Consider the following 19868-nt stretch of genomic DNA (forward strand, 5'->3'; position numbering starts at 1 on the left):
ACAACGCATCAAGGCGTATGGATGCGCAACCCCTGTGAACCATTTACCGGAGGATTTATGTCTGAAGCCGTTTTGAAGACTTTGCAAAAGACCATTTCAGAGCTGATCAACTGCGACGAGAATGAAGTGACTCCAACGACTCGCCTGGTGGAGGACCTGGGATTTGAATCCATCGATTTTCTGGAACTCTCCATGACACTATCCCAGGAATACAAACTGGATATCGACGAAAAAACCCTGTTTCTTTCCGAATTCCGCCCCATGATGAGCAGTGCGAAGGGCGGTCGACTCCTGGATATCCTCACCGCTGCATATCCGCACCTGCCTCGGGAGGAACTCCGGAGGTTGATGGAAGAAGCACCCAGGGGCAATGTGCTCAAGGTCGGCCACCTGGTGAGATATCTGGACTTCAAAACCGGAAATACCAGCCAGGGAAGTACTACAGCTCATACATTCGAGACAAACCGACCATGAATGCCAAAACAACTCCGAGCGAAGATATGCGCACTTCAACGCATCTGGAATATCTCATTTGCAGCCGCTACTCCGAACGCTTTTTCACGGGAGAACCGCTCCCCGCGGGCAGCGTTCAGCGCATCGTTGAAACCGCTTTGCACGCTCCCTCCCCGTCGGGACGCAATCCGTTCTATTTCGTCATCGCCGAAGAGCGGAAAGCCCTGGAAGAGCTGGCGCAGGAACTCAGGTCGTCCTTTCTTGAACTTCACGTGAAATCATGTGGAGATGCATCTAGAAACAAAGTGATCTCCTACTACGAACGTTACAGCATTTTTCTGGAGAACGCCGCCGCCCTCCTGCTCTGCTACACCAACGACAGGAAAAGCGCGCTGGACGCCCTTTTTTCCGATGCCAAAAGTGAAGCCGCAAACCTCATTTCTCTCGGAACCGTCCTTCAGAATATCGGACTCCTTTGCACGGAATCAAACATCGGCCATTGCATCCTTTCGGCTCCAGTGGAATTGTTTCCGGAGCTTTTTGACCACATCTTTAGAGCACCACCGCATCTCACTTTGCGCTGTCTCGTCGCTCTGGGACGCGCGGCAGGGAAAGGACGGAAGAAACCGAAAGCCATTCCCGCACAGCGTTACGTGAAGGTATTGCAACGATGAAGCGGCGAGTGGTCATTGTGTCGGCGGGAGTCCTCGCTCCGGTGGGTTCCACCTGGGAGGAGTTTCAACGGAACATTTTTCTTGAGAGGGACTGGTTCGAACCCTTGGCAAAAGAACTGCCCTACCCTGCGGGTGCCAGAGTGGACGATGCGGCCCTCGATGCCTTTTACCGGCAGAAGGGACGTGCCTTCAAGTACCGGCGCTACTACAACCGGGCAACGGACATGGCGGTCGTGGCCGCTTTCGAATGCCTGAAGAACCTGCAACCCGCATCCATCGACCCTCAGGAAATGAACCTTTTCTGGGGAGCGGGGCCCAACTTCGATTTAAGCGCGATTCCCGAAGCAACCTTTTCAGTGGAACCCGCCGACCAGCCAAAGAGCCATCATGGAGTTTCCGCAGCCTGGATGCTCCTCTATCTTCCCAATATGACGGCGTCCGCCATTTCATGCGCCCTTGGAATCCGGGGGGAAACCCTGACTTACCTCACGGCCTGCGCCGCCGCTTCCCATGCTATCGGCGAAGCCTTCCTCAAGATCCGCAACGGGGACCTGGACTGCGTCCTCTGCGGAGGCAGCGACAGCCGCCTCAACCGGGGCGGACTGCAGGCTTACAAAATGCTCGGAGCCCTCTCCCCTTCCCCCGAACCCCGTGTTCTGCCCTTCTGTAAAGAGCGGGATGGGTTCGTGCCGGGCGAGGGTGCAGCTGCTTTCCTCCTCATGGATGCGGATACGGCTCAAACCCTGAACACTCCCATCCTGGCCGAACTGGTGGGTTATGGGTCCAGCTCCGACGGTTTTCGGCTGACCGACCCGGAACCCGGCGGACTCGGCATGGAAACGGCCATGAAAAAAGCGCTCCGAATGGCTCGAATGGCCCCTGGAGAAATCGACCTGATCGATGCCCATGGCACGGGAACCCTCAAAAACGATGCCGCTGAAGCGGCGGCCATACGCCGGGTTTTTCCGTTCCCCGTGCCCGTGACTTCCAATAAATCCCAGTTCGGCCATCTTTCGGCAGCGGCGGGAGCGCTCGAACTGGCTGCCTGCCTTGCCATGCTCCGGCGTGGAGAAGCGACCCCCACGGTAAACACGGTTGGGAAAACCGTTGAAGAAGGCATTGAACTGGTACGGAAAAACCGCTCCATGCCGCTTCGGACCATCCTCTCCAATTCTTTCGGTTTCGGCGGTGAGAACTGCGCACTCGTCGTCAAGAGGTGGGAACCATGAGCCGGCCCGGCCCCTTTCGATTTGTGGACCGAATCCTGGAATACGCATCCGAAGAGCGTATCGTCACCCTCACGGACCTGAGCTCCAGAAAAGATCTTTTGAACCGGTTCGGATTTTCCTCCCTGCTCCTGGAAATCGCAGCCCAGAGCTGCGGTCTCATGAACCGCGCGCAACACCGGGGAACTCGGGATTCCTTCCTGGGAAAAGTCAGGCACATGGCCTTTCATGAACCCTTCTTCACCGTCTCGCCCCTTTCGACGGTGCGGACTCTCGCCCGGCGGATTTCAGGCACACCCGATTTGACCCGCTACCAGGGAAAGGTCGAGTCTTTTAACGGCACTCTTCTCGCCGATTTCGATCTTCTGATCTGCACTGCCGAACTCGGCGGCCGGGATACGGACGGGCGGCGCCGGTACTGGCAGGACTACCTCGATCGGTTGGAGCAGCAGACTTTTCTGAACACCAACGGAGAAAGATTCCATGAAATCCATTGAAGAACGAGCGCAAAAGCTTTGCCGTGACTTTCAGACCAAAGGCGTTTTCCGGCGCCTCCCCCCGGATGATGTCCATCTGCGCCTCAACCTGGCATCCAATGACTACCTGGGAATCGTCCGCAGGGGCCTGCTTCGGCCTTCCCTGACAAAGCACGCTTCCCGGTGCGGAACCGGCGGGGGCAGTTCCCGCCTCGTCTTCGGCAATACCAGGGCACACCGCATCCTGGAAGAAAAACTCGCGGATCATTTCGAATACGAAGCAGCCCTGGTCTTCACGTCCGGTTTCATGGCCAATTACGGCCTATGTTCGGCTCTCAGGGAACTGGCGGATGTGGTGCTCATTGACAAGCGAGTCCACGCCAGCGTCGTGGACGGACTCATGCAAAGCATGGGCGGAAAATGCGAGATCAAGAGCTTCAAACACAACGACGCAGAGCACTACCGGCATCTGTCTGAGCGTTTCAAAGGCCGCGAAATGGCGACCATCACTGAATCCCTTTTCAGCATGACGGGGCATGTCTGCAATCGAGGAGTCATCGAAGAAGCGGGTCAAAGGGGGTTTCTGATCGTAGACGAAGCCCACTCCCTCGGAGCGGTCAAATCTCGAGGGAAAGCGATTTTCGGCAAAGCGGCCGGAGCCGACATCACCATCGGGACCTTTGGCAAGGCCTTCGGGTGCGTCGGCGGATTCATTCTCTGTTCCGCTCCGGTTCATACGTTTCTGGTCAACCGGTGCCGTTCATTCATCTTCACGACGGCTCTGCCTGAAGTCTACGCGGCGGTGGGAACCGACGCCATCGATCTTGTGGCGGGAATGGACGAAGAGCGTGAAAAATTGGCGGCTCTCGCGAACTATTTGCGCACGCAGCTGACATCCTCGGGCTTTCGCGTCTCGGGAGACGCACACATCCTGGCCATCTACTGCAAGGGAGCCGAGGAAGCCGTGGAAATCAGCAGACGCCTCGGGGAAAGAGGCATCGCCCTCTATGCCGTGCGCGCCCCCACCGTTCCCCCGAAGGAAATCCTGCTGCGCGTCTCTCTAAATGGCACGCTGGATCGAGCCGACCTGGATTTCCTTCTGGAAGAACTCCAGAAACTGAAAAGGGAGCATCCGCACCTTTTTGAGGAGGACGACTGCTCCCCCCTATTACGCCAACTGCCCCTCTCTTTTTAATCCTGCAAGCAGAGCAGACAATCATGAAGCTTTGAATCCTTCAGGCAGTACTTCGTCAGTTGCTTGCCATGAATAGTCGTATCAAAGCGCTATACATCGCTCACAGTAGTATTTTCCGCCCTTTATGGAGTAGGCATCCTCACTGAGTTTGATGACTGCGTTGCACTTTGCACATCGCGTGGGCTCAAATTCCGGGGGATTCTGCAGCTTCACAAAATTGTACTCGTTGGTACCATACCAGACGTACATTTCAGTCTCGAAAGCTTCCCGACATTTTTTGCACTCTCGCCAATCCCCTTCGTGCCCCTCATTGTAGTGATAAGCGCAGAGTGTATAATTGCTATGATTTCTGTGGCAACTGTTGCGCGCATAAGAAAAGAGAACATACTGGTCCTCGTCATCACAGATCCACTGGTTGCAGCACTCGGTCTTTGTCAATTTGCCTTTCTTACCACACAGCCCACAACGGGGGGCGGTCTTTTGTCCTGCTACCTTCGAGGAAACTTTACGCTTGCTTGTGGTCTTCTTTTCAGCCATGACGCGACTCCTCACATTTTATTATCAATAACTGTCATCTGGCCGCACGGGAGGCGGGATTAAGTCCCTGTACGTGAATCCTGTAAGACGAAGCCCCGGGTTCATGAGATATATCAACCGCCTCCCCTAATAGGGAGGACATGGTAAAGGGCTAAACTCTGAGCAGGCAAGCACCGAGTGGTTTGGTGCCCGGCTCGAACCACTTGTTATAAGCCGGCCCATATTGTACAATATATAGTACAAACCTCTTTTAAAGGAGTACCATAGATGAACGCAATAACCTACTCACAAGCCCGAGGTAACCTTGCTAAAACCATGGACAAGGTCTGCGATGACCATTCCCCGATCATCATTACACGCAAAAGCCAGCGTTCGGTCGTGATGATCTCCCTTGAAGACTACCAAGCCCTTGAAGAGACCGCTTATCTTCTAAGAAGCCCGAAAAACGCGAGAAGGCTTCTGGAGTCCATTGCTGAGCTTGAATCCGGTGGTGGTACTGAGAGGGAGTTGATCGAGTGAGGATCATTTTCTCTGAACATGCCTGGGAAGATTACCTCTACTGGCAACGGACTGATCGAAAGATTCTCGAGCGCATAAACAAGCTGATCAAGGAAATACAGCACTCACCCTTTGAGGGGACCGGCAAGCCTGAGCCCCTCAGGCATGGTCTATCCGGATATTGGTCCCGACGCGTAACCGATGAACACCGGATTGTCTACAAAATCGATCAGGACTCCCTCCATCTTGCACAGCTTAGATACCACTATTAGCGATGGCTTCATGCTCATAACAAACAGCTGACCGGCCGCGCCGAAGCGGCACCGAACTATGCCGCCAAGGAACTACAGGAAACGCTACCGTAAATTCCCGGCGTGGTTCGGTGTCCGGCCGCATACGCTCGTTAGGCATTCTTCTTTCCAACGGGACTAGGAGCAAGAAGTCCTGCAAGGAAGCCCACTACCGTGGTTACGATGGTTAGCATGGTGTCACTCTTAGTAGCGTAAACCACATCCTTTTTGAGTTCAGTGGAGACTCCTGCACCAAGAACCCAGACCGAGTAAATGAGCGAAAATGCAAATGCGATGACAATGATTAGCCAAATTGCATCGATAATCTTGGAACTGGGAGGTGGCAGTTGTTGTGTTACCTGTGCCTCGAACTTGCGCAATATACCCTCTGGATCGACTTTAAGTTCTTCGATTGTCGCAGGATTAGAGAGTACTGAGTTGACAAGCGCCGTTGCGGAACGAAGTTGTTCAGCCATTTGTTTCTCCTTTGCTCGGATTTGTGGGTGGTGATGATTTCGGTTGCTGCGGAATGTGTCAATAACTTTGAGACACCCTTGAGCAAAATTTATTGTAACTATCCATCAGTCGTTACAAGCTTGGGGGGATTGATCCAAGCCGCTGTCGGTAAAGGCTTTGGAGTCGGCACCTTGTTGACGAATCTTTCTGGGTGATCCTGGTATGCGCGGATCAAGACCCGTTCTCTGGCTTGTAAGACTTCAGGGGCATTTCCAAAGTGAACCATCTCGGGGGTGAGCAGGCTGATCCCCGTATGACGGTGCTCCTGGTTGTACCAGGGAAAGAAATCCTGGCAGAAACTGCGTGCATCCTGGATGGCTCCAAAGCATTCGGGAAAATCAGGTCTATACTTGAGCGTTTTGAACTGGGATTCGGAGTAAGGGTTATCATCACTGGTATAGGGTCTGCTGTGAGTCTTGGTGATCCCAAGGTCTGCGAGCAGAAAGGCCACGGGTTTCGATTTCATTGAAGATCCTCTGTCTGCATGAATCGTCAACTGTCCCGGAACTATCCCCTGTTTGGAACAGGTTTCCTGAATGAAGCGTTTTGCGAGCTGCGCCGATTCATGGGTTGCCACCATCCATCCGACGACGTATCGGCTGAAGATGTCAATAATCACATAGAGATAGAAGTAGGTCCATTTGCCGGGACCAAGAAGCTTCGTGATGTCCCAGGATCAGACCTGGTTGGGTCCCGTTGCCAGAAGCTCGGGTTTTTCATAAACAGGATGGCGCAACTGGTTTCTGCGTTCTTTCACCTCCTTTTGATCTTCAAGGATCCGGTACATGGTGCGGATGGAGCAGTGGTATTTTCCCTCATCGAGCAAGGTCGCATAGACTTCATGAGGAGCCTTGTCGACAAAGCGCTCCGAGTGCAGGATATCGAGCACCGCCTGCTTTTCTTCTGGTTGCAGAGCACGCGGCGAAGGAGATTTCCCGCCGCACTCCGCAGCCTTCATTTTGCTCCCGGCTCTCCGCCGATACAGGCTGGCCCTCGGAACCACGAGGGCTTCACAGGCACGGCGGGTGCCTATTTCAAGGGCGAGCGCTTCTGTGGCATCCATCAGTCTTTCCCGCTCTGCACCTGGGTTTCGAGTGTTATGCCCAATATCTGAGAGATTTTTTTTTGAGCATCGATGATGAGCTCCGCCTGCTTGAGGCGTTTTTGAAGCCGTTCGTTTTCCTGGCGCAGTCTGCCCATCTCGATCACCAGAGGATCGGGTTCTTTGGCTTTGGGTCCCCGTTTTCTTGGCTCCAAAGCCTCCAGGGTGCCCGCATTCCGTTGCCGTCGCCAGGTGGCGAGGTTTGAGTGATACAATCCTTCGCGGCGCAGCAAGGCACCAAGACTACCGGGGGTCTTACAAGCGTCGGCTAGACCAAGGATATTCAGTTTGTATTCGGCCGTGAACTTACGGCGTGTCGGATTCTCCAACACTTCGGGATCCGGCCGCCCGAGTGCCCTTACAGCTCCATCGGGCTCGCTCTGCTCCCCCGATTCCGCCTCCAGGGCACTCACCTTGACCAACCGCTTTTCCATATTTGAACCTTTTTCCATGATTAGTCTCTTCCTCCACCCTCTACTTTAATTTATTTGGGGGAGGATGTCTCAAGCATATTGGCACAGAGGGCTCTGATGCGCTGAATGAGTCTGGCTTGACCACAATCACGGCAATCTGCTTGCTTATCTTCCCCCAAATTGGCTGGAAACTGTGAACCTTTCATTGCTTCCAGTCAATCGACTCTCCTGCAAATCGAACCAATACCCTATACCAGAATCCATGCCAGTCCGGGCTTCTTGAACAATGGATAGAGGGGAACAATAGAGGGGTGGGGAAAAGCATCCCACCCCTCTATTGCTCCCCTCTATCCTTGTAGGTTATGCAAGGGACTATTTCGGGACCGCTTTATATGCTAAAGCTTCGAGTCTAAAATGACTCGCCAATTCTGATCTTGAGTACTTGGAGACAAAGGGGTTGTCTGACAAAGCAGAGTTGACGAGGCAAAGTACAAACAAGGAATCCTCTTTTGCTTTTCTCACCTCTCCCGCAGTGATGATGAAGCTCTGTTCGGTTCCTCTCGTGCCTTTTACCTCCACATGTTCCTCACGAGACTCCTTTTTGCAGACCAGATCAAACCCACATTTCTCGGTCTCTACGGAGATGACCGTCCATCCTGAACTCTCGTATAGCTGAATTACGTGTTGCACAGCGGATGCTTCTACCGCTTTATTGATTTCTGGACTGCCAAATCCTGCACCGGACACTTGGTCTTCCGAAGGTATGTCTTCAAGAACATCACCTTCAGGTTCAGCTACCTGGCTGAGAGTAGCATCTGGCTGCAAGGATTCTGAGCCTGAGTCCAGCTTTACCTGAGTCGGTGACAAAATCCCTTGATCTGACAAACCGACCGGAGGCATGTTGTGGTTGCCTTCTGTGTCTGTCTGAGTTCGTTTGGGAATGACTTTTCTCTCCCAGATGAAACTACCGTCGGTTCCACGCCAGTTGTTGGGATTTAGAGGGGAGTTGCCCCAACCACTTCCTTGAGGTGTATATACTATGACATCGTGTGGACTGTTCCTGAATTCCTCCAAATACGAAATCTTATTCTGAGGATTCTTGACTTTTCCAGAACGAATATAGGCATTACAGACTTGAATCACTTCATCGCGAGCTACACGCTGTCCTGGAACAAAATTATGCCAACTCATAAACTCTCCTGCTGAAATGCATAATGGGGAGTTGAGCGGAACCCCCTTGGCCACGAGGGCTGCAATTTATTGCAGGCCCGAGTGCCAATGGGGGCGGAGCCGCCGAAGGCGGTTTCCGCTCGAACGTTGGTTCGAGACGCCGCAGGCGGCGAGAACCATCGTGAGAGTCGCGCAACTCCCCATTCGCGCCGCCGGAGGCGGCGCGAACGTCGCAAATCACCGGCAGCAAAAAAGCAGAGCGAGGAACGAGCGGCGCTTTTTGCTGTCCGAGTGCATTTGCCTTGTTAGGCGATTTCTTTCTTAATCTTTCCAAAGGCGAATATCGCTGGCTTTAGAAACCTAGGAGCAAATCGTTGATGAAGAACACCGAAAAGATAGGCGACCTTTGAAAAGGAGAGATAGCTAGGTTCAGCTTCGTACCCGTACACTACGCACTCAAAGCCGCTCTTCTTCATAATGCGTTTTAGCTTAGCGACACTATTGCATTTGTAAACAGTTGGGAAGACATCCTCCTCTTTCCTGCCATCCTGGACAATAGACGTCACTGATGAGTGATACCTATTAGGAATTAGTGTCGCCCCTAGCGCAATGTAGCTCCATCGATTTGGAGTCCTTATGCACAAAAATCCGCCATTCTTTAGGACACGGCCAATTTCAGCAAAGAACTTATCTGGATCATCAATGTGTTCCAAGACATTATCGCATATGATTAGGTCGATCGAGTTGTCGTTAATCGGCCATGCGTCACCTTGTATGAGATGAAACTCATCGAGAAACGGATTGTCTTGAGCTTTTTTATCAACGTCTATTCCGACAACCTTGGCAACTTTTCCTTTAATAATCCTTAGATTTTTCCGAAGTGGCACTGAATCTTCACCATATGCGCCCCTTCCGCAACCTACATCCAGAACGGTAAAGGATGATTCAAGAAGCGAATTGACTCTGTTAAAAAACGCCACCGTTCCATCAATATCTGTGAATCCGCCGAATTTTGCCTCGGGATAGAATATTTCTTTGCTATTCATCAGGTATCCTTTGTGTGTGTTTTTCGCCTAACATTCTCAATAGGTGGAAAATTTTCCATGCTATCACTCTTATATCTTGAAAAAATTTCCATCTATTGCGATATCTGGTGGCTAGGTTCTGTTGACATTTGGGTTCTAGTCAAATACCTCCGGCAAAGCCGGAGGCTTGAAAATATGGACCGCTCAAAGCGGTTGTAAACCATTGGCCACCTAAAGGTGGCGGCTACTTGAACATATGCAGTTGATCGAGTCTGCGATCCTCGGTTTCCTGCTTTTTGATATATTCGCGGATCATCTTCTCATCTTTACCCACCGTGGACACGAAGTATCCGCGCGCCCAGAAATTGTGGCCAGTGAAATTCTTCCTCTGACCAAGGAAGCTCCTTGCAATGTGGATGGCACTTTTGCCCTTGATGAAACCCACCACTTGGGCAACGCTGTACTTGGGTGGAATGCTGATGAGCATGTGGACATGGTCCACCAGCAGATGACCTTCCACTATCTTGCTCTCACGCTGCATCGCAAGCTCTCTGAATATCTGCCCCAAATGCTTTCGGAGCTCTTCATAGAGGGTCTTCCTTCGGTATTTGGGAATCCATACCACATGGTACTTGCAGTCCCACGCCGTGTGGCTTAGGCTTTGGTATTCGTCCATACGAAAGCTTTCCTTTCTGTAAACTTTGAGCGGTTCACAGGAGGGAAGCTTTCGTATACTCCCGGAAATGTCAAACTCTGGGAGTCGCCCGGCAGAGCCGGGGGTTTACCCAAAATTAATTAGACACCAAATATTGAATCAAAAAATTCCGACAAATACACCAAATCAGGTGTCTAATCCGGGCACTGAATTTTTAACAGGTCGAAATTATAATGAATCCTAAAGCCGATTCCGGATTATACACCTTTTATTTTTTCCTTCGAAAAACGGATTATACACACAAGTGATTTGAGATCAATTACGTTTGCTGATCAACATGAAGGTCAATAGTTCACCCTGACACGGGCTGTCGACTGTACGGCTATTACAACTATACACAGCGGATGAAGTTGATGCGCAAAATGCAGGTGTTAAAACGGCTACCAGAGCAGATCTGCCTTCACCAAAATGAGACTCGATGCGCAGTTATTCATGACGCTGTGTATAAAGGGGCTCCAACGAATACCAGCGTGGAGCTAACGGACGGGAATGGGGGCGGAGCCGCCGAAGGCGATTTCCGCTCGAACATTGGTTTGAGACGCCGCAGGCGGCGAGAACGCCCGCCTTCAGCCGCGGCCTTGACGAAGCGAAGCGGCGGTGGAGACGTCGGCTAGAAGGCATTGTTGGCCTCTACAGGCATTAATTTGGTTTCGAAGCGCCGCTGCGACCGCCCTAGCCGCCCCTGAAAAATCTTCCCCCCTGTCCGCATAAAGTACAGCCCTCGAAGAATTGATTATCAAGCCCCGCCCGTCTGGAGTTTGGCCAGCTTTAACCATCGCCTCCACATCACCACCCTGAGCCCCGACACTAGGAACGAGAGATGAAGTTCAAACTTGTCTCCAAAGAAGCCAACATTGATTATACAGATTGATTATCCAGCGTATTTTCCGTTTTATTTTACGGAAAACTGTCAACTTACGATCTCCAAATGCCGATATTTAATGCAATTTGTCAATGCTGTTTAAAAATAAAAAACTTAGAAATGCGGAAATGGAGATTGTTATGAAACTCATGGATCAGGTGCGGGATGCAATCGGCAAAAAGCATTACTCCATTCGGACAGAAGCGGCCCATGTCAAGTGGATCAAAGACTTCATCTTTCACGGGGTATGCCACCCCAACGATATGAAAGAAGAGAAAATTGCACAATATATTTTTTATCTTACCACGGACCGCCGTCTTGCTTCCAGCACACGGAATCAAGCTCTATGCGCCCTTGTTATCTCAACAAACACGTCCTTCGCATGGAAGTGCGCAATCTTGGATCCATGGAAAGGGGCAAGAAGCCACAGAATCTGCCAGTGGTCATGACTCAGGCGGAAGTGAGTCGTGTCCTCTCGGCAATGCAGGGTGTTCATGGATTGATGGCCGGGTTGCTCTGTATGGGTGTGGTCTTGGACTCATGGAATGTGCTTGGCTGAGAGGCTGTCTTAAAATTCCCCCTTGAGGGGGAATCGAAGCAGGTTCGGCTCCCAGGCAGAGGAATTTTCAGACACTCTCTGAGAGTGAAAGATGTGGATTTTGGGCGAAATCAGTTGATCGTACGAGAAGGAAAGGGAATGAAAGACCGGCGGACCATGCTCCCGGCACAGTTGCAGCCTTCATTAGAGGAGCATTTGAAAAGATTAAAATTCATTCATGAGAGAGATTTACAGCAGGGATACGGCGAGGCGTACTTGCCTTTTGCTCTATTAAAGAAAGCAAAGAGATACAAGGCAATAGGGGGAAAGCGGAAAACGCTCTTGAAAAGCGATGTTCTCATGAGCTATGAACCATGAGTCTTTTTTTCTACATAACAGGAGACGGCATGGACAATTCGTTCCCCAAAAAATCCGAGGATTTTCCGTCGAGGGATCTGTTCGCCCAATTGGCCCTCTCTTACATCCCTCTCTTGACTCAGCTGGTGGACCGCAATCCGTTCAGCCCCACCTACGGCTGCTTTGACCGTGAATACTGGCATTACCGCACGCTGGATTTTCCATGCGGAATGAGCCAGGAATTCGTCCTTCCATTTGCCCTTCTTTATAAGAATGACTATCCCGGGAACAAGTACCATGGATGGGAACGGATGCGTGACATCGCTCAGGCGGGCATCTACTTTGCCCTGAAGAGTTCCAGGAAAGACGGCACATGCGACGACTATTTTCCGTACGAAAGGGCCATGGGAGCCCTGGTCTTCTCCACTTACGCCTGTGCCGAGGCTTATCGGCTGCTGGAATTGGAGGATGAGCGGCTGGTGGATTTTTTCAGGAAACGGTGCGATTACCTGGCAAAGCACAATGAGGCGGGCAAGCTTTCAAACCACCAGGCCCTTGCAGCTCTGGCGGCTTACACCGTCTATCAGATCACGGGAGAAGACAGGCACCGGCGGCTGGCCCAGGATCGCGTATCCCTGGCCCTGTCATGGCAGCATCCAGAGGAAGGATGGTTCCAGGAATACGAAGGGGCAGATCCGGGATACCACACCTGCACCATTGATTTTCTCGGGAAGTACTATCAGAAAAGCGGCGACGATTCCGTCATCGCGCCTCTAATAAAAGCCGTGGAATTTGCCTGGTATTTCATGCATCCCGACGGATCGTACGGCGGAGAATACGGCAGCCGCAATACTTACCATTACTATCCCCATGGCTTTGAAATCCTGGCCCCTTTCACTGAAAAGGCCGCCCAACTGAATGACGCCTTTCTGCGTGGTGCTGCAGCGGGAAAACGCTATCACATGGACGATGCCCGTCTCTGTTGTCACCTGGTCTATGGATGGCTCCAGTCCTACAACGACTTTCATCCCGAACGGCCCACCCCCCTCAATGAAAGAGGCGACTTCCTGCACTGGCTGCCCGACGCGGGTATGGTCATCTGCAAGAAGAACCGGTACTATGCGGTGTCCAATCTGAAAAAGGGGGGTGTCACCAAGGTTTATTCCCTGGACGGATGCCTCGGCAGCGATACGGGACTGATTGCGCAATGCGATGACGGCACGATTATCGTCACTCACCTCATGGACGAGCGGCATCGCGTGAAGGCTTCACCGGAAGAAGGATGTTTTGAAGTGGAAGGGGTGTTCTCCGTGAGTTCCAGGAAACTGGCCAGCCCGCTCAAACTCATTCTCTTCCGGGCCATCAACCTGACCTTTGGACGATTTTTCCCCGATGTGCTTCGATTTCTCTTGCAGAAAATCCTCATAACGGGCAAAAAACGCACGCCATACCGCTTCAACCGAAAAATTGAATTCCGTCAGGATGGCATACACATCACGGACAATCTGCCCGACGCGCTTCCCGTGCTGCGCATGGCGGCGGGAAGTGACGCCACCTCCATTTATGTCGCTGCAAGCAACGTGTACCAGGAATCCGTCCTTCGCTGCCCCTGGATTTATGCGCCCGATCCCTTGCTGAAGGAGATGCGTCGGGGGGGCTCCTGCTGGAGACGCATGATAAAAGCTGAACAGAACCTTTGAAAACGGGTGCTGCACCGACAACAGGGCAGGAGATCCCTTCGGATACCGGGGGACCGTTGCCGTTCTACCGACGAGAAAAAAACATATGGCATCCAGGCAGTTGAAAAAAAGATTTTTCGGGCTGGCGTGCGTCTGCTTTTCTTTTGTGCTCGTGGCTCACCTTCTCCTGCGAATCGACCTCAACCGTGCCGCCATGATCCTGCAGCGCGCCAACTGGGCCTGGCTGGCCGCAGCACTGGCAGCTACATGCTGTATCCCCTTTTGCACGGTCTTCAGATGGATAGGTGTCCTGCGGGCACAGGAAAACCTCAAATTCGGATATACATCCGCCCTGCGCGCCGTCTTGATGGCGAATGTGCTCAACAGCTTTCTTCCTTCCAAAGCGGGGGATGGAGCCAAGGCGGTTTATCTGCGAAAACAGGGGGGGCTTTCACGGGGGATCGGCACCGTCATTCTGGAGCGGGCCGTGGATTTTTCAATCCTCGGCGTGCTGGGGATACTGGGCTATTTTATCAGCGGAGCGGTATGGGGACTTTGGACGGGTGCGGTATTGCTGGGAAGCATGATGGCTTTGTTTGGTTGCATGTTGTTTCTGCCTTTTCACAAGCTGCCCCTGCCTCCAAAGGTTCACGAAAAGCTGAAAGCCCTTCTCGGAGTGTTCAAAAGTTGGGTCAAAAAGCCGGGCGCCGTCCTTCAGACCGTTGTGGGATCTCTCTGCAGCTGGTCCATTGCCGGTTTCCTCGTCTGTTGCCTGGCTTCCGCTTTGAATACGGGTCTATCCTGGGGGTATGCCTACGGAGTCTTTCCGCTCGCCATCCTTGCCGGTCTCGTACCCGTCACGCTGAGCGGAATCGGTACGCGCGATTCCGCTTTTGTGCTCCTTCTCGCTTCGAAAATGCCCATGGAAGAAGCCACCCTGGTGGGGTTGGGGTATACACTTTTCGCCTACTGGCTGCTCTCTCTCATCAGCCTTCCCGTAGTGCTTTGGGAAATCACGGCCTTCTTCCGCAACGACAAACCGAAGGAGGAAAGGGATGATCCGGCAACCGGGAAATGAGGTTCACACCTTTTTCGCTATCCGTTTCATTCCATCTCTTCAAGCGCCTCAGACAATCCCCGTTCCGAAGCCGGATGATTCTCCTCCAAACGGAACAGGCGCCGGCGGATGTCTTCAAGGAGCTTGCGGTTGATAGCCAGAAGATCGGCGAGAATTCCCAGGATCAACAGGAAGAGGGCAAACAGAAAGAACAAACCGCTCGTCAGGAGAGTAGGGATGTGTGTATCTTCCCTTCCCATAGCGAAAAAATATAAAAAAATACAGAAAAAACCAATACTTAAAAGAAACGACATTCCGCTCAGAGTCATAAAGAACTTGAAGGGTGAATAGATGATATAAATCCTCAAAATGGTCTGGATGGAGCGGGCGACATAGGAGGGGATGCTTCGCACCAGGCGCGATTCCCTCAACTTTCCATTCGTACGGATCGGTACGGAAACGACCGCAATCCCCTGCTTGCCCGCTTGAATAATGGTTTCCAGCGTGTATGTGTATGAATCGAAAACGATCAGGCGCCGAGCCGCACTGCGGCTGATGGCCCTGAATCCGCTGGGAGCATCCTGCACCGATGTGCCGCTCACTTTCCTCACCACCCAGCTTCCCATGCGCTGCAACGTTTTTTTGAGAATCGAGAAGTCCTCGATGTCGCCAATGGGGCGGTCTCCAATGACCAGTTCCGCCTCACCCTCAAGTATGGGGGCAATGAGTTTCCGAATGTCTTCAGCGTTGTATTGATTGTCGGCATCGGTGTTGACAATGACATCCGCTCCAGCCAACAGGGAGGCATCGATCCCCTTCATGAACGCCCGGGCAAGCCCCAGGTTCCGGGGATGCCGGACAATGTGGTCGACTCCATGCTCCCTGGCAACTTCGACCGTTCTATCCCTGGAACCATCATCGATCACGAGCCATTCCACCTTGTCCACACCGGGGACATCCCGCGGCAGGGAGGAAAGAGTGATCCCCAGAGTCTGTTCTTCATTGTAGCATGGAATTTGAATGATCAGCTTTTTCATAGCCTTCACGTTTCAGGAGTCGAAAGCTCCGCTCCGTGTCTACCCCGGCCCATTGCTCAGGCGGTGCAACGGACAGGATCAAATCACCCTCTCCCTTCCAACGGACGACATAGCTGCCGTCTCCGAGTTCCACCGGGTTGGAGGCAGGCTTACCGCCGATGAAAAGTTCTCCCTCAGAAGACCGCCAGTAATATTTACCGGCAATCCTGATATCCACCTTCTGATGCTCCTGGTGTTTTTCCTCTGGTACGACCTTTCCCGCAGCCCATAACAGATTATCGTTCAGAGGATGATAATTGGTTCGGATGAACGCATCCACCGAAGCCCCCATGGACTCAACACGGAAATCCCGAAGCACGTACCGGACATCCTTTCGGTCCAGCTCGGCAGGGACATCGATTCCCAGGGAATGATCCCTCAAGCGGGCCCTGAGCGCATTCACCCATGAAACATAGTAAAAGGGATGAGAGCGAAACAAAGGAAGGCCGATTCCGTCGAACACATATTCTCCCGGATCGATTCGTTCCAGAAGGCCATCCGCCCATTTGATTTTTTCCACGGATTTGATCCAAAACCACTGGTGCAAGCCGGCGGTGGAGACAAGAAGAAACAAAACGAGAGCCGCAACATGGGCTCGACCCGGCTGGAGCCTGCGGAAAATGGAATAACGTGCAGTCTCGAAGCGTTGGAAAAGGAGGAGAAACACCCATGCCTGAACGAGGGTACCCGTCATGAGAAACGGCAAAGTACTCTGTTCGTGATGCGTGGGTAGAAGAAAACAGTACTGGATCAGCAAGAAAAACGAGCATGCCAGCAGCAGAAGGATTCTCTCGGGCACCGTTTCTTTCCGAAAAACCTTTCGGGCTGCATAAAAAAGACTGAAATATAGAAAGGAGCCACCAAGGGGCGCCCAATAGGGAACAAGAAAAAAGGCAATGAAAAAAGACTCATGGAGACGGTCCGCATTCTGCAGAACATACGTCGTCCAAAAGGCTTCCAGGTTACCCTGGGCGGCCAAAAACAGAACCATCCCAAGAGGGGCAAAGACCGTTCCAACTCCGAAAGTCAGAAGAGGTTTCCACAGGATTCTCTTCTCAAGGATCATACCCGTCACAAACATGGCGCCGACAGCGCCTCCAAGCACCAGAGCCTTGAGAGAACACCAGAAGGCACAACCCAGCAGAAGTCCGCTCCAAAAAAAAAACGGCACTTTTCGAGAATTCCAGGCCCGGAACCACACGAGCAAAGAACTTGTCCAGATGAGATTCATGGGGTTGTCGGGACGTATTTCGACGGCAGCCAGCGCGGTCAATTCCGAGAGCAGGAGAAAGAAGCATGCCAGTTCAGGGAAAAACGATGATTGGGGAAAGATTTCTTCTGCGAGGCGATAATAGATGTAAAGCGTTCCCAGAAGACACAAAAGGATGAGAAGACGCCCCAGGAGCATCACCCAATGCGACTGCCACGGCACAAGGCGGTACATCCCGGCAAGGATCAAACTGAGCAGAGGTCCGTGGTTGTCCCACATTTCGGTATAAAGCAATTTGCCCTGAGCGATGTTGATCCCCAGAAGCATCGACTGAAATTCATCTTCATCGAATGCCTTTCCAAATCCATGCACCATGTAAGTCAAGAGCAGAAAGCCGATGAGTATCAAAAGCGTTTTTCGGGCGTGAATCTCGGAAAACCGGCGCACTGCGACACAGGAGGCCAAGTGACTTCCAGGTTCGTTCGTCTTACCGGAAAAGGTTCGATACACCTCAGACATGGGATTCTCTGTGAAATAGGTATCCGGGGACATGCTTTTCAAGGTTCAGGGCCGCCCTCCCAATAAAGAAGGAAAGCCGGCCCGATTCACGATCCTCTCAATTGACCAGGCTTTGCATGGGTGCCGGGATGCGCCCTCCAAGGGACATGAATTCCCGTGATCCACCGTTGTCGGCCACCTTGATGATCGTCGCTTCTCCGAGCAGTCCACCGAAAAAGGCTTTTTCTCCGGCTTTCTTGCCCGGTACGGGAATGAGACGGGTGGCTGTGGTCTTCTTGTTGATGACACCGATCGCCATTTCGTCGGCAATGATGGCGGCAATGGTTTCTGCCGATACTTCGCCGGGAAGGGCCACCATGTCTAATCCCACAGAGCACACGCTGGTCATGGCTTCCAGCTTTTCCAGGGTCAAATGGCCCTTGCGCGCGGCTTCCGCAATGTTCAAATCCTCACTCACTGGAATGAAGGCCCCGCTCAACCCGCCCACATAGGAACTGGCAAAGGCCCCACCCTTTTTCACCGCATCATTGAGCATGGCAAGCACGGCCGTCGAACCGGGTACCCCGATGGACTTCAGGCCCAGGCTCTGAAAGATCTCCCCCACGCTGTCGCCCACGTTGGGTGTCGGAGCCAGGGAGAGATCGACAACTCCGAAGGGAACACCGAGCTTTCTGGCCACCTGCCTGCCGATGATCTCCCCTACCCGCGTGACTTTGAAGGCCGTGCGTTTGATGATTTCTGAAAGCTCCCCCAGATCCAGTTTGGGATTGACTGCACGGGCCCGATCAATGGCTTTCCGCACGACGCCGGGACCGCTGACTCCCACATTAATCACGGCATCCGGTTCGCCGACCCCCAGGTAGGCTCCCGCCATGAAAGGGACATCCTGGGGGATGTTGGCAAAAACGCAGAGTTTGGCACACGCAATGCCATCCGCTTTTTCAGTGAGATGTGCGGCCCGCTTGATGGTCTGTCCCATGAGATAGACCGCATCCATGTTGATGCCGGCATGCGTGGAAGCCACATTCACCGAGGCGCAGACACGCTCGGTTGCCGTGAGAGCTTCCGGAATGGCTTCGATGAGGGCACGGTCTCCCGTGGTCATCCCTTTTTCCACGAGGGCACTGAAGCCCCCGATGAAATCGATGCCGATTTCTCTGGCCGTATCATCCAGAGTCTGAGCGATCTCAACCATCTGCCCGGCTGAAAACGGACAGGCAGCCACGGCGACAGGACTCACGGAAATGCGCTTGTTCACAATGGGTATCCCGTATCTTACACCGACCTCGTCACACGTCACGACCAGGTTGCGCGCAAGACGGGAAATTTTGTCGTGAATATTTTTCTTGAAGCGTTTCAGGTCCCGGTCGGCACAATCAAAAAGGCTGATCCCCAACGTAACGGTGCGTACGTCCAGGTGTTCATTCTTGAGCATCTCAAAAGTGGAAAGTACTTCCCGATCTGTAAGCATGGTGATTCCCTATACCCGGTGAATTTCTTCGAAAATATCTCTATGCTGCAGACTGACATCGAGGCCGAGCTCTTTTGCGCGTTCGAACAGGGCGGCTCGAAAAGCATTCTGATCCGTTTCAACGGGGATGTCGACCTCATAGATCATGACATTGCGCCGGGGATCTTCCCCTCCACGGAAGGCAGCCTGGAGATGGGTTATATTGATGCCGAACTCGCTCAGCAAACTGGTTATGCCCGCCACCAAACCGAGGCGGTCCGGCCCCAGGGTCGTGATGACAAAAGGCTCCTTCGGAGGAACGGTTTCGACCTCCACTGTCTGCATTTCCTTCAGGAAAACTGAAAGTCCCATGGGTTTGAGCCTCTTTTCCAGGCTGGCGAGCAACTCTTCCTGCTTCATCCCGCCAGGGAAAGTGGCGATAAAAATCCCCGCAAACTCCGTCTGCAAAATGGTCTGGCTGATATCCTCGATATTGCATTCATGTTCGAACAGGACTTGAGACACCGCCGCCACAATCCCCGGCCTGTCACACCCCAATACGGTAATAATTATTTTTTTCATATGATGTATTGCCTCAATCGGCCCTCCATATCCGTATAAAAAAGCTCATAGCTCATGGCTCATAGCTCATGGCTCATAGCTCATGGCTCATAGCTCATGGCTCATAGCTCATGGCTCATAGCTCATGGCTCATAGCTCATGGCTCATAGCTCATGGCTCATAGCTCATGGCTCATAGCTCATGGCTCATAGCTCATGGCTCATAGCTCATGGCTCATAGCTCATGGCTCATAGCTCATGGCTCATAGC

20 protein-coding genes and 2 pseudogenes are annotated in these 19868 nt (G+C 52.5%); 11 read left to right on the plus strand and 11 right to left on the minus strand.

Annotated elements, in window-relative coordinates:
• Positions 1 to 57: 57 nt before the first annotated feature.
• Genes QMG16_RS06915 through QMG16_RS06935 form a run of 5 tightly spaced genes read left to right on the plus strand, consistent with a single transcriptional unit; the run spans position 58 to position 4024 of the window.
• Positions 58 to 474 (plus strand): acyl carrier protein, encoded by a 417-nt coding sequence (locus QMG16_RS06915; RefSeq protein WP_281793242.1) that lies wholly within the window; start codon positions 58 to 60, stop codon positions 472 to 474.
• The gene (locus tag QMG16_RS06920; RefSeq protein ID WP_281793243.1) at positions 471 to 1127 is read left to right on the plus strand and encodes a nitroreductase family protein; all 657 of its coding nucleotides are present in this window, start codon (positions 471 to 473) and stop codon (positions 1125 to 1127) included. The genes QMG16_RS06915 and QMG16_RS06920 overlap by 4 nt, the downstream gene beginning before the upstream one ends.
• Entirely contained in the window at positions 1124 to 2356 is a 1233-nt protein-coding gene (locus QMG16_RS06925; RefSeq protein ID WP_281793244.1) for a beta-ketoacyl-[acyl-carrier-protein] synthase family protein, read from the plus strand. The genes QMG16_RS06920 and QMG16_RS06925 overlap by 4 nt, the downstream gene beginning before the upstream one ends.
• Positions 2353 to 2850, plus strand: coding sequence for a hypothetical protein (locus QMG16_RS06930; RefSeq protein ID WP_281793245.1), 498 nt, complete (start codon positions 2353 to 2355; stop codon positions 2848 to 2850). Before QMG16_RS06925 ends, QMG16_RS06930 begins: the two co-directional genes overlap by 4 nt.
• Entirely contained in the window at positions 2837 to 4024 is a 1188-nt protein-coding gene (locus QMG16_RS06935) for an aminotransferase class I/II-fold pyridoxal phosphate-dependent enzyme (RefSeq protein ID WP_281793246.1), read from the plus strand. The genes QMG16_RS06930 and QMG16_RS06935 overlap by 14 nt, the downstream gene beginning before the upstream one ends.
• An 81-nt stretch (positions 4025 to 4105) precedes the next feature.
• Here QMG16_RS06935 and QMG16_RS06940 read toward each other — a convergent pair whose 3' ends face one another.
• Positions 4106 to 4561 carry a hypothetical protein gene (locus QMG16_RS06940; RefSeq protein ID WP_281793247.1) on the minus strand — a complete coding sequence of 152 codons (456 nt, stop codon included), beginning with the start codon at positions 4559 to 4561 and terminating at the stop codon, positions 4106 to 4108.
• A 267-nt stretch (positions 4562 to 4828) separates the two neighbouring features.
• On the opposite strand from QMG16_RS06940, the gene QMG16_RS06945 reads away from it, so the two are divergent.
• Together QMG16_RS06945 and QMG16_RS06950 are read left to right on the plus strand one after the other, a co-directional pair.
• Positions 4829 to 5080 carry a type II toxin-antitoxin system Phd/YefM family antitoxin gene (locus QMG16_RS06945; protein WP_281793248.1) on the plus strand — a complete coding sequence of 84 codons (252 nt, stop codon included), beginning with the start codon at positions 4829 to 4831 and terminating at the stop codon, positions 5078 to 5080.
• Positions 5077 to 5331, plus strand: a complete 255-nt coding sequence (locus QMG16_RS06950; protein WP_281793249.1) for a Txe/YoeB family addiction module toxin — start codon at positions 5077 to 5079, stop codon at positions 5329 to 5331. Before QMG16_RS06945 ends, QMG16_RS06950 begins: the two co-directional genes overlap by 4 nt.
• A gap of 131 nt (positions 5332 to 5462) precedes the next feature.
• Here QMG16_RS06950 and QMG16_RS06955 read toward each other — a convergent pair whose 3' ends face one another.
• From QMG16_RS06955 to QMG16_RS19550, 6 genes and pseudogenes are all read right to left on the minus strand, one after another.
• On the minus strand, positions 5463 to 5825 hold the full coding sequence (locus QMG16_RS06955) for a hypothetical protein (RefSeq protein WP_281793250.1): 363 nt from the start codon (positions 5823 to 5825) through the stop codon (positions 5463 to 5465).
• A gap of 98 nt (positions 5826 to 5923) precedes the next feature.
• Positions 5924 to 7371 (minus strand): annotated as a pseudogene (locus QMG16_RS06960) (IS3 family transposase).
• 381 nt (positions 7372 to 7752) lie between these two features.
• Positions 7753 to 8571, minus strand: coding sequence for a protein NO VEIN domain-containing protein (locus QMG16_RS06965; protein ID WP_281793251.1), 819 nt, complete (start codon positions 8569 to 8571; stop codon positions 7753 to 7755).
• 284 nt (positions 8572 to 8855) lie between these two features.
• Entirely contained in the window at positions 8856 to 9596 is a 741-nt protein-coding gene (locus tag QMG16_RS06970; protein ID WP_281793252.1) for a class I SAM-dependent methyltransferase, read from the minus strand.
• A gap of 223 nt (positions 9597 to 9819) precedes the next feature.
• Complete coding sequence (tnpA, locus tag QMG16_RS06975; RefSeq protein ID WP_281793253.1) at positions 9820 to 10251, minus strand: IS200/IS605 family transposase; 432 nt, start codon at positions 10249 to 10251, stop codon at positions 9820 to 9822.
• Positions 10252 to 10856: 605 nt separating this feature from the next.
• A pseudogene (locus tag QMG16_RS19550) lies at positions 10857 to 11108 on the minus strand (hypothetical protein); the annotation flags it as partial.
• A 193-nt stretch (positions 11109 to 11301) separates the two neighbouring features.
• On the opposite strand from QMG16_RS19550, the gene QMG16_RS19555 reads away from it, so the two are divergent.
• The 4 genes from QMG16_RS19555 to QMG16_RS06995 all read left to right on the plus strand — a co-directional run bounded on the left by QMG16_RS19555 (position 11302) and on the right by QMG16_RS06995 (position 14804).
• Positions 11302 to 11601, plus strand: coding sequence for a site-specific integrase (locus QMG16_RS19555; protein WP_373878721.1), 300 nt, complete (start codon positions 11302 to 11304; stop codon positions 11599 to 11601).
• Positions 11499 to 11711, plus strand: a complete 213-nt coding sequence (locus tag QMG16_RS06980) for a hypothetical protein (RefSeq protein ID WP_281793254.1) — start codon at positions 11499 to 11501, stop codon at positions 11709 to 11711. Before QMG16_RS19555 ends, QMG16_RS06980 begins: the two co-directional genes overlap by 103 nt.
• A gap of 386 nt (positions 11712 to 12097) precedes the next feature.
• Positions 12098 to 13747, plus strand: coding sequence for an AGE family epimerase/isomerase (locus QMG16_RS06990; protein ID WP_281793255.1), 1650 nt, complete (start codon positions 12098 to 12100; stop codon positions 13745 to 13747).
• An 85-nt stretch (positions 13748 to 13832) separates the two neighbouring features.
• Positions 13833 to 14804, plus strand: coding sequence for a lysylphosphatidylglycerol synthase transmembrane domain-containing protein (locus QMG16_RS06995; protein WP_281793256.1), 972 nt, complete (start codon positions 13833 to 13835; stop codon positions 14802 to 14804).
• Between the two features lie 26 nt (positions 14805 to 14830).
• Here the strand turns inward: QMG16_RS06995 and QMG16_RS07000 are convergent, their stop codons facing one another.
• The 4 genes from QMG16_RS07000 to QMG16_RS07015 all read right to left on the minus strand — a co-directional run bounded on the left by QMG16_RS07000 (position 14831) and on the right by QMG16_RS07015 (position 19620).
• Positions 14831 to 15820 carry a glycosyltransferase family 2 protein gene (locus QMG16_RS07000; protein ID WP_281793257.1) on the minus strand — a complete coding sequence of 330 codons (990 nt, stop codon included), beginning with the start codon at positions 15818 to 15820 and terminating at the stop codon, positions 14831 to 14833.
• Positions 15783 to 17588 carry a glycosyltransferase family 39 protein gene (locus QMG16_RS07005; RefSeq protein ID WP_281793258.1) on the minus strand — a complete coding sequence of 602 codons (1806 nt, stop codon included), beginning with the start codon at positions 17586 to 17588 and terminating at the stop codon, positions 15783 to 15785. The genes QMG16_RS07000 and QMG16_RS07005 overlap by 38 nt, the downstream gene beginning before the upstream one ends.
• Before the next feature lie 97 nt (positions 17589 to 17685).
• Positions 17686 to 19059 carry a PFL family protein gene (locus QMG16_RS07010; protein WP_281793259.1) on the minus strand — a complete coding sequence of 458 codons (1374 nt, stop codon included), beginning with the start codon at positions 19057 to 19059 and terminating at the stop codon, positions 17686 to 17688.
• A gap of 9 nt (positions 19060 to 19068) precedes the next feature.
• Positions 19069 to 19620, minus strand: a complete 552-nt coding sequence (locus tag QMG16_RS07015) for a glycine cleavage system transcriptional repressor (RefSeq protein WP_281793260.1) — start codon at positions 19618 to 19620, stop codon at positions 19069 to 19071.
• Positions 19621 to 19868 lie beyond the last annotated feature (248 nt).

The sequence above is a fragment of the Desulforhabdus amnigena genome (assembly GCF_027925305.1).
In the GTDB taxonomy this organism is placed as follows: domain Bacteria; phylum Desulfobacterota; class Syntrophobacteria; order Syntrophobacterales; family Syntrophobacteraceae; genus Desulforhabdus; species Desulforhabdus amnigena.